Source organism: Acidobacteriota bacterium, assembly GCA_039030395.1.
Classification (GTDB): Bacteria; Acidobacteriota; Thermoanaerobaculia; order Multivoradales; family JBCCEF01; genus JBCCEF01.
The window spans coordinates 131,992-145,795 of record JBCCEF010000009.1; the positions used below are offsets into that span (position 1 = coordinate 131,992).

The 13,804-nt window shown below is 67.2% G+C and carries 9 protein-coding genes; 6 read left to right on the top strand and 3 right to left on the bottom strand.

The window, feature by feature from the left end; genetic code table 11:
* Window positions 1–30 precede the first annotated feature (30 nt).
* From AAF481_11085 to AAF481_11110, 6 genes are all read left to right on the top strand, one after another.
* Window positions 31–645: a DUF4410 domain-containing protein gene (locus AAF481_11085; protein MEM7481708.1), complete on the top strand. Its 615-nt coding sequence runs from the start codon at window positions 31–33 to the stop codon at window positions 643–645.
* 140 nt (window positions 646–785) lie between these two features.
* The gene (locus AAF481_11090; protein ID MEM7481709.1) at window positions 786–1,340 is read left to right on the top strand and encodes a tetratricopeptide repeat protein; all 555 of its coding nucleotides are present in this window, start codon (window positions 786–788) and stop codon (window positions 1,338–1,340) included.
* 27 nt (window positions 1,341–1,367) lie between these two features.
* The gene (locus AAF481_11095) at window positions 1,368–2,879 is read left to right on the top strand and encodes a sialidase family protein (GenBank protein ID MEM7481710.1); all 1,512 of its coding nucleotides are present in this window, start codon (window positions 1,368–1,370) and stop codon (window positions 2,877–2,879) included.
* Between the two features lie 192 nt (window positions 2,880–3,071).
* Complete coding sequence (locus tag AAF481_11100) at window positions 3,072–3,278, top strand: cold-shock protein (GenBank protein MEM7481711.1); 207 nt, start codon at window positions 3,072–3,074, stop codon at window positions 3,276–3,278.
* A gap of 339 nt (window positions 3,279–3,617) precedes the next feature.
* Window positions 3,618–6,950, top strand: coding sequence for a glycosyl hydrolase (locus AAF481_11105; GenBank protein ID MEM7481712.1), 3,333 nt, complete (start codon window positions 3,618–3,620; stop codon window positions 6,948–6,950).
* Between the two features lie 21 nt (window positions 6,951–6,971).
* Window positions 6,972–8,021: a hypothetical protein gene (locus AAF481_11110; protein ID MEM7481713.1), complete on the top strand. Its 1,050-nt coding sequence runs from the start codon at window positions 6,972–6,974 to the stop codon at window positions 8,019–8,021.
* 24 nt (window positions 8,022–8,045) lie between these two features.
* On the opposite strand, the gene ppc is transcribed toward AAF481_11110, so the two are convergent.
* The 3 genes from ppc to AAF481_11125 all read right to left on the bottom strand — a co-directional run bounded on the left by ppc (window position 8,046) and on the right by AAF481_11125 (window position 13,498).
* Window positions 8,046–10,772 carry a phosphoenolpyruvate carboxylase gene (gene ppc, locus AAF481_11115; protein ID MEM7481714.1) on the bottom strand — a complete coding sequence of 909 codons (2,727 nt, stop codon included), beginning with the start codon at window positions 10,770–10,772 and terminating at the stop codon, window positions 8,046–8,048.
* Window positions 10,772–11,647, bottom strand: coding sequence for a nucleoside hydrolase (locus AAF481_11120; protein MEM7481715.1), 876 nt, complete (start codon window positions 11,645–11,647; stop codon window positions 10,772–10,774). The genes ppc and AAF481_11120 overlap by 1 nt, the downstream gene beginning before the upstream one ends.
* An 84-nt stretch (window positions 11,648–11,731) precedes the next feature.
* A complete protein-coding gene (locus AAF481_11125) occupies window positions 11,732–13,498 on the bottom strand; it encodes a tail fiber domain-containing protein (protein MEM7481716.1) in 1,767 nt (588 codons plus the stop codon).
* Between the last annotated feature and the right edge of the window lie 306 nt (window positions 13,499–13,804).

The window sequence follows — 13,804 nt, forward strand, 5'->3', positions numbered from 1 at the left end:
CCCGACGAATCTTAGATGGAAGGAGGGATGATGAAAAACACCCGCTACCTTGCCGCCCTGGCGGCTTTCCTGCTGATCGGGGCGCTGGCGACGGATGCCGCGGCAAAGGGCAAGCGCGCCCCGACGAAACCGGGAACCTACACCGACTGGAATGGCGACCTCGATCGAATCGAGATCGTCCAGACCTTCTCCCTCGACGATTTCGAAGGCCTGCTGGTGGGCGCCTTCGAAACGGAAGACGTGGTGCTGCCGGACCCCGACGACAACTCCTACGAACCGGCCGTGCGGGTGCTCGCGGACGTCGAATCGCCGCTGATCCAGGGTCTGCGCAAGGAGCTGTCCCGGCTCAAGGTGAAGCGTGCCGACGGAGAGCCGGCCGCCGGCGATCTGTTGCTGCGCGGCCGGGTAGTGGAGATGGATCCCGGCTCCCGGGCGGCCCGCTACTGGGGCGGTTTCGGCGCCGGCGCGGCGCGGGCCAAAATCTCCGGCGAGGTGGTGGACGGTGGCTCCGGCGAGGTACTGCTGCGCTTCACCCAGGAGCGTCGTTCCGGCGTCGGCGTAGGTGGCGGCAACTACGTCAACCTGATGAACCGCAGCCTGCGAGCCATCGGCAAGGATCTGGGCGTGGGGTTGGAGCAGTTCTAGACCGCGCTGCTGAGCAGACTTCAGCGGCCTGATTGGGCTCCGGCACTGCGGCTCGTGGCATGCTGCAGAAACATATTCCGAAGAGGTTTCCCATGATAAATTCACATTATTGCCGAATTTCTGGTCTTCCTACATTCTTGTTGATCCTCGTTCTCCTGGCGCCGCTGGCCGCCTGCCAGCGGTCCGAAGAATCGGCTTTCCGCGATGCCATCGGCCCACCGATGGCGCGCGATGCCCACCACGAAAGAGCCCTCGCCGCCCTAATCTTCGAGGACGGATCGGTCGCGCCCAAGGCCGGCATGCTACCGAGCGGATCCGCCGACCGGCACCTCGCCGAAGTCGAGCAGAGCCTCCGGAGCGGCCGCAGGGGAGCGGCCCTGGAAAGCGCCGCTCAGGCGGTGGTCGCCGCGCCCGAGCGGCCGCGCGCCCTCGAACGGCTGGGGCACGTGCTGCGCCGTCTGGGCCGTGCCGAACAGGCCGCCGCGGCCTTCCGTACGGCGCTGCGGCACGACGGGAACGACGCAGCGGCAGCCGCCGGCCTGGCCTGGTTGGCGAGCGGCGCCGGCGACTGGCCGGAAGCCGTGGATCGCTGGCGGCGGGTGCTGGAGCTGGCGCCGGATCACCCCGACGCCCAAGGCCGCCTGGCCGCCGCCGCCTATTTCAACGGCGATTCGGCGGCGGCTCGCGAGGCGTAGCTGGAGGCCCGGCGGCGGGGGGACAGCGTGCCCTCAACGCTGCCGTCGCTGCTCGCAACGGGCCGTACGCCGACCGCCCAGGTCCAACCGGTGGAGTCCGGAAAGCCTTCTACTCTCGGTCCCACTCTCCAGGTGAGCGCGCCGCAGCGTATCGACTCCGGCGATACGTCCCAAGCGGTGGAAACCGCCATCGCCGTGGGGGCCGGTTCACCTCCCCATCTGGTGGCCGGCTGGAACGACCTGCGGGAGCACGGCTCGGGGAATTTCTGGAGTCTCGGCGTGGGGGTAAGCCTGGATGGCGGAGTCACCTGGACGGACTTCCTGATGGAGCTGGCGGGCAACAACGTCGACCTCCACGAGGGAGATCCGATGGTTCTCTTCGAGCCCCTGTCCGGCTACCTGTTCGTCGGTGGCATCCGGTTCTCCGGTCATCGAGTGCTGTTCATCTCCCGCAAGGCTGCCGCCGCCACGACCTTCGAGCCGCCGGTAATCATCAACTCCGGAGGATTCATCGATCGCGCTTGGCTGGCCACCGGCCGAGACCCCGGGAATCCGCACACCACCCTCATTCATGTCGCCTACAACCTGGGGGTCCAGACCTCCGACGACTTCGGCGCCACCTGGGGGCCGGTGCGCAGCCTGGAACTGGGTCTGGCGCAGCACCCGCGGGTGGACCGCGCCGGCCGACTGTTCCTGATCGACTGGGACTTCGACGACGGGGTACGCCTGCAGCGCAGTTTCGACGGCGGCGACACCTTTCTCGCACCGATCGAAGCCGCCACCCGCATGGACACCTGGGACACCCAGGACGGCTCGCGCTTTCCGGGCCAATTCCGGGTCGGCCCGCTGGCGTTGCTGGCGATGCATCCGGTCAGCGGCACGCTCTACGCCCTCTACTTTGACACCACCGGCATCGTCGGCGGTAACGCCGATGTGGACCTTTACCTGACCGAATCTTCGGATCTCGGTGTGACCTGGAGCACCCCCATGACGGTGCCGTCGAACCTGCCCGGCGATCAGCTCTTTCCGTGGCTCGAGGTGGACGCCGCCGGGCGACTCCATCTGATGTATTTCGACGGCGGCTCTTTCACTCAGAACGACGATGTGGAGAACGGCCGCTTCCACGTCTACTACGCCCTCAGCTTGGACGGCGGCTCGACCTGGACCACCGTCCAGCTCACCAACACCCCGATCGAGAGCGCACTTTCCGACTGGGGTTCGACGATGGGGCAGTTCCTCGGCGACTTCGTCAACCTGACGGTGGACGGCGATCGGGTCTATGCCGTCTACCCCAGCACCATGAACGGCGACCAGGACATCGTGCTCCAGACCATCGACATCGATTCCGAGGGTCCGATCTTCATCGACGGCTTCGAGATCGGCGACACCGGCCGCTGGTCGGCAGCGGTGCCCAACGATCAGGCGTCGGCGGCGACGATTAGATCCCGGTCGGCCAGCGGCAGAGACGACGCCGGACCTTCGCCACCCGGACCGACGGCGACGCCCCCAACCGACCGGCGAAATCGGCTTTCGGAATAGGGACTTCTGCAAAACTGTTAGAATTGCGCGGAGCTGGATCGTCAGCTCTCAGAGAAACGTTCGGAAATTTCTTCGTACGTTCTTTCATGTGGCCAGGTCGGCCACATACCGCGCGGGGGTTCCGCGCACTTTCGAGCAGTCGGTAAGTACGTATCTGCGTGGCTCCGACTCGCACAACTTAGGAGCGCACACATGCGTACTACTGGAACCGTGAAGTGGTTTAACGATCAGAAGGGCTTTGGATTCATCACGCCGGAGGACGGCAGCAAGGATTGCTTCGTCCATCACAGCGCGATCCTGGGCGAGGGCTTCAAGAGCCTCGCCGAAGGAGCCCGGGTGGAGTTCGACATCGTGCAGGGCCAGAAGGGCCCCGCCGCCGAGAACGTCAGCACGATCTAACCCTTGACGTATCCGCCGGCTGTCGATTTCATCGAAAGCCGATCAGGCCGTCCCGAGTACTCGGGGCGGCCTTTTTGCTTTTTGGGCTGGAGCCGTCAACTCGCAAACGCCTGGCTGGTCTTCTTCGCTGCTGCCGGCGTTGCGCCGCCTCGACGTAGACACCACTACGCCTGCGCCGGCGCGCCTGGTCAGCAACAACGAATCCTGACGCCAAGCGCTTGCGATTTGACGGCTCCAGCCCACGGCCGGGCTACCATAGACCGACTCCGAATCAACCCCCAGTCGACCGGAGAGCTTCTCCGGCCGCCCGTGGACCGCATCGTCACGAAAGGACGCCCCATGGTTTCTCGTCTGCTGAGCTGCCTGTTCCTCGCCCTCCTCCTCGTCGTCCCTTCCGTGGAAGCCCGCTCCAAGAAACAGCCATCGGACGGTGAGCCACAGGCCGGAAAAGACGAAAAGAATCCCTGGAGCGCCGAGTCCTTTGCCGGCCTGAGCCTGCGGGGCATCGGACCGGCGCTCACCTCCGGCCGGATCATCGATCTGGCCGTCGATCCCGCCAACCGCAAACGTTACTACGCGGCGGTCGCCTCCGGCGGCGTGTGGAAGACCGTCAATGCCGGCACCACCTGGAGCCCGATCTTCGATGGCGAAACGTCCTACTCCATCGGCTGTCTGGCCCTCGATCCGCACAATCCGCTGGTGGTGTGGGTAGGCACCGGCGAGAACAACAACCAGCGCAGCGTCGGCTACGGCGACGGGGTCTACAAATCCATCGATGGGGGCTCCAACTGGCAGCACATGGGCTTGGCGCACTCCGAGCACATCGGCAAGATCGTTCTCGACCCACGGGACTCAGAAACCGTCTTCGTCGCCGCCCAGGGACCGCTGTGGAAAGCCGGCGGCGATCGCGGCCTCTACAAGTCCACGGACGGCGGCGAAACCTGGCGCGCGGTGCTGACCGTCGACGAGCACACCGGTGTGACGGATCTGGTACTCGACCCGGAAAACCCCGACCGCATGTGGGCCGCCACCCACCAGCGGCGACGGCACGTCTGGACTCTGATCAATGGCGGACCGGGCTCCGGCATCCACCGTTCCTTCGACGGCGGCGAGACCTGGGAAGAGGTCAGCCAAGGCCTACCGAAGGAGGAGATGGGGCGCATCGGCCTGGCGATCTCACCGGTGCCGATTCAACCGGGCACGCCACACCCGCTCTACGCGGTGATCGAAGCGGCCGGCGAGGACGGCGGCTTCTACCGCTCCCTCGACCACGGATCCACCTGGGAGAAGCGCTCCGACTACGTCAGCGGAAGCCCGCAGTACTACCAGGAGTTGATCCCCGACCCGGTGGATCCGCACCGGGTGTACTCGATGGACACCTTTCCGCAGGTCACCACCGACGGCGGCGCTTCCTTCCGGCGGGTCGGGCAGAGCGCCAAGCACGTCGACGAGCACGCCTTGTGGATCGACCCGGCGGACCCGGAATACCTGCTCGCCGGCAACGACGGCGGCATCTACGAGTCCTTCGATCGCGGCGCCACCTGGCATTTCAAGGCCAACCTGCCGGTCACCCAGTTTTACAAGATCGCCGTCGACCAGGCCGCGCCGTTTTACAACGTCTACGGCGGCACCCAAGACAACTTCACCCTCGGCGGACCGGCGCGCACCCGCTACGGCCACGGCATCGCCAACCGCGATTGGTTCATCGTGTTGGGCGGCGACGGCTTCCAGCCGCGGGTAGACCCGACGGACGAGAACATCGTCTACGCCCATTGGCAGCACGGCGAACTGCACCGCTTCAACCGCCGCACCGGCGAGCGGGTGGAGATCCAGCCGCAACCGGAGGACGACGACGAAGCACCGCGCTGGAACTGGGACGCTCCGCTGCTGATCAGCCCGCACGATCCGGCGCGCCTCTACTTCGGCTCGCAGCGACTCTACCGGAGCGACGACCGGGGCAATTCCTGGCGTTCGATCTCGCCGGATCTCACTCGCCAGGTGGACCGCAACGCCCTCGAAGTGATGGGCAAGGTGTGGGGACCGGACGCCGTCGCCAAGAGCCGGTCGACCTCCTTCTACGGCAACTTGACGGCGGCTTCGGAATCGCCGCGGGTCGAGAACTTGCTCTATTCCGGCAGCGACGACGGGCTGATCCAGGTGCTCGAACCGGGCAACAGCGAGTGGCGCGCCATCGAGCGCATCGCCGGCGTGCCGAAGCTCGCCTACACCGCCCACCTCGAAGCCTCCCGCCACGCCGACGACCGGGTGTACGCGGTGTTCAACCACTTCAAGAGCGGTGACTTCCAGCCCTACCTGCTGGTGAGCGACGACCGCGGCGCCACCTGGCGTTCGATCGTCGGCGATCTGCCGGAGGATGAGCCGACCTGGGCCCTGGTGGAAGATCCGGAGGATCCGGACCTGCTCTTCGTCGGCACCGAAAAGGGCGTCTATTTCACCCGCGACGGAGGCGAGCGATGGATCCAGTTAGGCAGCGGCATCCCGACCATCGCGGCCCGCAGCCTGGCGATCCAGGAACGCGAGACCGACCTGGTGGTGGGCACCTTCGGCCGCGGCATCTACGTCCTGGACGACTACACGCCGCTGCGCACCGCCGACCCCACCGCCCCGGCCCAGCTCTTCCCGCTGCGCCGGGCCTGGTCCTACATCGAGGAATTGCCCTACGGCCTGCGCGGCAAGGGCTTTCTGGGTGACTCCCTGTATCTCGCCCCCAATCCTCCCTTCGGGGCGGTCTTCACCTACTGGCTGAAGGAGGGGCTGGAAACCCGCCGGGCGGAGCGCCTGGCCGCCGAGAAGGACGCCGAGGAGGCGGAGGAGACCATCCGCTACCCGGAGCACGATGAGCTGCGGGCGGAGGACCGCGAGCGCGAGCCGGCCATTCTCCTCACTGTACGGAATGCCGAGGGCAAGGTCGTGCGCCGTCTCGAAGGCCCGGCGGCCAAGGGGTTCCATCGAGTGGCCTGGGACCTGCGGCTACCGCCGAGCGATCCGGTCGAATTGTCGTCCCCGGAGCCGTCCCTCTTCGCCACCCCGCCGCGCGGCCCGCTGGCACCGCCGGGTACCTACACGGTGGAACTCGCCAAGCGCCAGCGGGGCGAAGAAACGGTTCTGGCCGGGGCGGTGTCCTTCTCCGTCGAGCCCCTCGACGGGCGTTCCGGCAGCGCCGCTGAGCAGGCCGCAGCCCACGCCTTCCATCAGCAAACTGCCGACCTGCAGCGGGCCGTCCAGGGCGCCATCGAGACCGCCGGTGAGGCGGACAAGCGCCTGCAGCATCTGACCCGCGCCCTCGACACCACGCCGGCCGTCGAGTCCGACCTGCGGCGCCGCGCCTTCGACCTGTCGCACCGCCTGGCGGACCTGCGCATCGAGCTGGAGGGCGACCGCAGCCTCGCCCGCCGCAGCGTACCGACGCCGATTTCGATCAGCGGCCGGGTGGGCCGCCTGCTGCGCGGCCGCTGGGCATCCACCGAGGGTCCCACGGAAACCCACCGCCAGTCCTTCGCCCGCGCCTCGCGGGCCTTCGCCGGAGTGCTCGACCGCCTCGAAGAACTGGTCAGCGTCGACCTCGTCGCCCTGGAGCAAGCCGCCGAAGCGGCCGGCGCGCCCTGGACCCCGGGACGGCTTCCGCAGTGGGATGACACTTCCAACCGTTGACCCTTTGAAAGGGATGGCTCTATGCGCTTTCGCCTGATCCTCTGCCTCGCCCTATGGGGCATCGCCCTACCGGTCTCCGGTGCCACCCTGGTGGTGGCGAACAAATCCGAAGCCACCGTCTCGTTGGTGGACCTGAAGAGTCGCCAAGTGGTAGCGACCCTGCCGACCGGCGATGGCCCCCACGAGGTCGCCATCTCGCCGGACGGTACCCAGGCGGTGATCTCGAACTACGGACGTCGTACACCGGGGTCGAGCCTGACGCGGATCGATATCGCCGAGGCGAAGGTGATCGACACCATCGATCTTGGCGACTATCGGCGACCGCACGGGATGGTCTATCTCGACGACCAGCGCATCCTGGCCACCGCGGAAGACAACCAGGCCCTGATCGAAGTGGCTCTCGATTCCGCTGAGGTCGTGCGCGCCCTGCCGACGGACCAGGAGATCTCGCACATGGTGGCCGCCTCACCGGACGGCAAACACGCTTTTGTGACCAACATTGGCTCGAACAGTCTCACCGCCTTCGACCTGAGCAGCGGCGAGCGCCGGGGCCACGTCGAAACCGGAGACGGGGCGGAGGGCCTCGCGATCGCGCCGGACGGCCTTCAGGTCTGGGTGACCAATCGCTCCGCCGACACCGTCTCGGTGGTGGACGCCGAGACCCTGGACATCCTCGCCGAGATCGCCGTCGAAGGCTTCCCCATCCGGCTCCAGATCACCCCAGACGGCGCCACGGCGCTGGTCTCGAACGCCCGCGGCGGCAACCTGGCGGTTCTCGACACCGCCGAACGCAAGGTGCGCGCGAAGATCGACCTTCCCCTTACCGCGCAGGACACCGAAGGCCGCCTGTTCAGCGATCGGTTCGGCGACAGCTCGGTGCCCATCGGCATCGTCATCGAGCCCTCCGGCAAGCGCGCCTACGTCGCCCACACCCATGCCGATCGCATCTCCGTCGTGGATCTTGAAAGCGGTGAACGAACGGCCCTCCTCACCGCCGGCAAAGAGCCCGACGGCATGGGCTGGACGACGGTCAGCGTGCAGACCGAGAGGAAATCCGCCGGCGGAGACTAGCCGCGACCCCATTCCCGTCGATGCCTATCCGGTGTTGCGCAGACCCTTGGCGATGCCGTTGACCGTCGCCACCAGCGCTTCGAACAGCTCGCCCTGGGGTCGATCGGCAGCCCGCCAGCGGTGGAGGAGATCGATCTGTAGAAAACTCATCGGATCCACATAGGGGTTGCGGAGCTGGATCGAGCGCTGGAGGGTCGGGTCGCGGTCGAGCAGCCGCTCGCTCCGGCGGAGACGCAGGACCCATTGCCCGGTGCGTTCGAATTCTTCCTCAATACGCGGGAAGAGCGCCTCGCCGATCTCACCGGCCAACGCCGCATAGCGCCGCGCGATGCCGAGGTCAGCCTTGGCGAGAACCATCTCCGCGTCGTCCAGCAGGTTGCCGAGAAACATCCAATCGTCGGCCATCGCCGCCAACTCCTCGGCCCCGAATCGCTCCGCCGCGGCGGCCAGTCCGCTGCCGAGGCCGAACCAGCCGGGCAAAATGTGCCGGCTCTGGGTCCAGGCGAAGACCCAGGGGATGGCGCGCAGGTTCTCGATGCCCCGGCGGCTGCGGCGGGAAGCCGGCCGCGAACCGATGGCGAGGCGCTCGATGACGTCGATCGGCGTCGCCCGGCGGAAGTACTCGAAGAATCGCGGCTCGTCGTACACCAGGATTCGATAGGCCGCGCGACTGGCGGTTGCCACCGCTTCGAGGATCTCGTGCCAGCGCCGGCGCCGGGGGTCTTCCTCCGACCGGCGCCCCTCCGCCGCCGTGGCGCGGGCGACGGCGCCGAAGGAGCGTTCGAGGTTGCGCAGGGCGATCGCCCGCACGCCGTACTTGGCGTGGATCACTTCGCCCTGCTCGGTCACCCGCAGGCGGCCCCCGACCGAGCCCCGCGGCGCCGCCAGGATCGCCCGGTGGGTCTTGCCGCCGCCACGGCTGATGGTGCCGCCGCTGCCGTGGAACAGGGTGAGGTGCACGCCGGCCTGGGCCATCGCCCAGGCCATCGCGCCCTGCGCCTTCTGGAGCGACCAGCGCGAGGCCGCCATGCCGCCGTCCTTATTGCTGTCGGAGTAGCCGATCATCGCCACCTGCCGACGGCCGCGGGCGTCGAGGTGCAGGCCGTAGACCGGATCCTCCACCAGGCGCCCGAGTACCTCGGCGGCGGCTTCCAGATCCGGCACCGTCTCAAACAGCGGCGCCACATCCAGAGGAACCTGCCCGTCCTCGGTCAAGTCCGCCCAGCGGGCCAGCAGCAGTACGCTCAGCACGTCGTCCACATCTCGCGCCATGCTGATGATGTACGGGCCGATGGCCTCGGTGCCATAACGCCGCCGGCAATCGCCGATGGCGCGGAAAACCTCCAGAGCCTCCTCGGCCGCTTCGTCCCCCGCGATCGCGGGCGGCGGTTCATCGGCGGTCAGGGCGCTTCGCAGGCGATCCGCCCGCTCCGCCGGGGATCTTTCGTTCCAGCCTTCGTCGCCCAGCAGCCGGCCGATCACCGCGCGGTGGACCAGCGCGTCCTGCCGCACATCGAGGGTCGCCAGATGAAAGCCGAAGGTCTCCACCCGCCGCAGAGCCCGGCGCACGGCGAACAGTCCGGCGCGCGCTCCGCGGTGCGCTTCCAGGCTGCGGGCGATCGACCGTAGGTCATCGAACAGCTCGCCGGGATCCTCATAGGCCTCCGACCGGTCCGCGGCGGTGGCGTCGAGGCGCGCCACCATCAACCCCAACAACACCCGATAGGGCATCTCCCGGTGGCGCGGCCGCACCGCCTCGACGGCTTGCGGGAACCGGGCAGCGTAGTCGCGCTGGCGATCGAGAACCGCCTCGTCCACGGCAACCCGCGACAGGCTCTGGCTGAGCTGCCGCGACAGCTTGGCGAGTTCCTCCCGGTACAGATCCAGAACCAGCGAGCGGTGCCGGCCGAGGGTCTGGCGAATGGTGCGGGCGGAGACGTTCGGGTTGCCGTCCATGTCCCCGCCCACCCAGGAGGCGAAGCGCAGCGGGCTCCCCAGGTGGATCTCCTCCGCCGCCTCGCCATAGACCGCGGCGAGGGCGGCTTCGAGGTCCTCGCAAAAGGGTGGCACCACCCGATAGAGCACCCGCGTCACGTGGAACAACACGTGCTCGCGCTCGTCCCCCACCGTCGGTTTCAGGTTGGGGCTCTCTTCGGTCTGCCAGGCGGCGGTGATCTCGGCGCGGATGCGGGCCAGCGTCCGGTCCTCCTCCGGCGGCGTCAGGGAGGGATCCAGGCGATCGAACAACAGCCGAACGATGCGCTGGTCCTTCTCCAGCATCAGCCGGCGGATGGCCTCCGTCGGATGCGCCGTGAACACCGGCTCGATGCGGATCGACGAGAAGAGTTCGGCGACGTCGTCGAGGCTGGCTCCGTCCTCCGCCAAAAGGCGGACGGTCTCCTCCAGGCTGCCCCGCTGCGCTTCGCCCTGGCGCTGGTAGTGACGACGGCGGCGAATGCGATGCACCGTCTCCGCCAGGTTGACGACCGAAAAGTAGGTCGAAAAGCTGCGCGCCAGCTCCTCCGCCACCGGCACATCAAGACCTTCGACGCTGCCTTCCAGAGATCCCTCCGCCGCGGCGCCGGTTTCGAGGCGTCGCCGGATCGCGCCCAGGCGCGCCGCCTCCACCCGCTCGAAAAGGTCTTTGCCCCCCTGCTCCCGCAGCACTTCGCCGACCAGCGCACCGAGGGTGCTGACGTCCTCCCGCAGGGGCAGGTCTTTGGCTGGAAAGTCAATCTGTCTCGGGTCCATCATGCCTCCTGGTGGCCAGTACCGCACTCTACCGCTCCTCGGCCGGCGCCCGCCGCAGGACGCGGGAAACCTCCCGGCGACAGGTTCGGTAGGCCTCGCCGAATTCCCCAGGCATACCGCTCCAGCAAACCCAACACTGCGGCCTTCGCCGCGGCGACGTCAAAGGCCACCAAGCGATCGCCGGGTGTGGGGCGCGAGGTCGACTCGCACCGCGCGCCGGGAAGCTGGCCCAAGGCATCGAGGGCAGCGACCAGATCCCATACCGGAAAGCTCCGCCGGAAATGGCGCCACGGCGCCTGCCGCAGCCAGCGCCGGGAGCCGGCAGCCAGGTAGCCGGCCGGTCCGCCCGCGGCGGCAAGGCGGTCCAAATCCTTCTTCCCGAGGCGCAGTCGAGACACCACGTCCAGCGGGCAGATCCGCCGGCGCCGCCAGGGCAGCTCCATGAAGCGGCGACCGGCCTTCGGATCGTGGCGGAAGTTGAGGCAGAACCAGGGCAACAGAGGATGGCGCCGGCGATCGAGCACCGAGCCGACGGCCCACACGGAGACCCGGCGCGAAAAGTCCGGATCGAGCTCCGCCGCGGCCACCAAGTGGGTAAGAGGTCCCAGGGCGAGTACCCGCGTTCCCTCGGGAAGAGCCGCAAGGGCGGCCGCCGCAGCCTCACTCGGAACCACCGGAGTCTCCTCTCGGCCGAAGTTCCGCAGCAAGGCCCTGGCGGCATCGGCGGCCCGATCGGCGGTGGTGTTGCCGGCCACCGCGGATACCCCCACCACCTCCACCCCGGCGGCGAGCACCGCAGCGAGGGCGAAGCCATCATCCACATCGCCGGAGGACGTTCCGAGGGCGATGTCCGTGTCGATCCAGTAGCGAGTCATCGGGCGGCGACACTCTAACGAAACAAGGGGCTCACCGGAGTGACCTCCGAGAGCCCCTTGGGGAAACCTACGGTCTACCGCGGGTTACGGCAGCGCCGGCTCCCCTTCCAGCTCACGCAGACGCTTGTCCAGCTCCTCGATGGTCTTGTTCTGCGCCTGAACCACCTTGGTCAGCACGGCGACGATGTCCATCGAAGCGAGGCCGGCACGATCGTTGGTGGCGACCAAGGCCGGGACGTCTTCCGCGATGAAACCGAGGTACTCCTCCTCGGTGACGTCGTTCACGCCCATGTAGCGCACCGGCTGGAGTACCTTCAGGGCCTCCATCGCCTCATCCAGGGCGAGGTCATGGATGTTGGTCTTGTTCTTGCGCGAAGAACCGTTGGTCCAGACACCGGCGGTGGTGACGTGAGCGCCGTTGCCGTTGGTGGCGTCGGTGCCGACGTGCAGAGGATGGGCGGGACCGTTGTTGAGAATACCCACCCGCGGCACGGTGGTGATCCGGATCACGTCCGTGGTCGAGTTCGTGCGGATGGCGAAGTTGCTGTTGGTCTGGGCTCCAAAGACCACCAGGCCGGAATCGAGCGCCTGAGAGAAGAACTGGCCGGAGCTGCCGTCGGGGCTAGTGACCTCCAGGGTGGTGCCACTGGCGGAGATGTTGCCAACATCCACCAGCATCACATCATTGGATCCATCCTTGATGTGCAGCGGCCCCTGCGGCGAGGCAGTGCCCAAGCCCAGATCGCCATCGACGTCAACGAAGATGGAGTTCGTCGGCGCGCCCGGGCGAATCCGGAAGGGAAGCTGCGAGCCGTTGGAGGCATCGCGCACGAAGAAGTTGGTCTCGTTGCCGGCGATGTCCCAGGTCTGCGGCGCGAAGCCAGAGGAGCCGTCCTGCTCCAGGCGCAAAGTCGGAGAGTCGCCACTCTTGGCGTGCAGGTCGGCCACCGGCGTGGAGGTGCCCAGGCCGATCCGGCCGCCGTCGTCCACGTACAGCGAGTGGTTCGGCGCATTGGCCTCCACGGTGAAGGGCGTGCGTCCACCGGAGATGTCGTCGATCGAGAACTTGCTGGCGCCGCCATTGGCCGAGGCGTTGGCGGTGAGCTGCCAATCGGTGCGAGGGAAGCTCGCCGCGACGCTGGTGTCGTCGAACTTGATGCGCAGGTTGTTCTCCTTCAACCGGATGGTGTCGAAGCCGAAGGACTCGCCGTTGACGCAGTCGAAGCCGATACAGGCGCTGCCGTCGACGATCAGATCGTCGAGGATCAGGAAGTCCGCCGCGTGCATGGACTGCACCTCGTCCGGATCGTACTCGCCGATGGCCGAGCCGGCCATCGCGACGGGGTTGCTGCTCAAGTCGATTTCGATCGGACCGTCGTTTCCGGCCGGTGCGGAGAGGCGCTCATCCTCTTCGAGACGCGGATCGGCGATCTTGCCGTTCTGGATGGTGACGTAGCCGGTGGCGGTCAAGGTCGAAAGCTCCGGCAGGTTGGCGCGACCGCGGCAGAGCTGCGCATCACCACCGCCGGCCTGCGATCCGCCGCGCTCTTTGATGAAGGGAGTCAGCGTGACGTCCAGGCTGTAGGTACCGTCCGGCCGGCGCTTGCCTTCGCGATCGAAAATCTCGAAGAAGATGTCCTCGCCACCGCGGAAGGTGGTGGTTTCGTTGATGCAGTCGGGACCGGTCACGGTCAAGTAGGCGATTTTCCATTCGGTCTGCGGAATCCACAGCACGTAGCTCGAATTGATCTCTACCTCGATGTTCTGCGGCGCGGCCGTCATCGGCAGCGACACCAACACCAGACACGCGGCAAGCGCCAGGTAGCGGAGGGTTCGAAAAGCTGGGGTCATAACGATGCTCCTTTTCTAAAATAATCGGCGACGCAATCTCGCCCGGACGGCCCGCAGGCCGCCCACTGCCGATGTTCCTTCTCCCCGGAGGGGAGAACTTGGCCCTGTGTGTTCGATTAGGCGACGCCGGAACCGAAACGTCACAACGTCGCTCGAACACGATCCCTCAGATACGGATCCATCATCGGAGTTGAAATGGCGGAAGGAGATTCCTTCCGACCAGCCCCACCAGAGGCTCTTCCTGCGGTGAGGTCCCTGTGCATAGAGGTGGCCAGCGGCACACCTTGACCGTCATACGTACATACG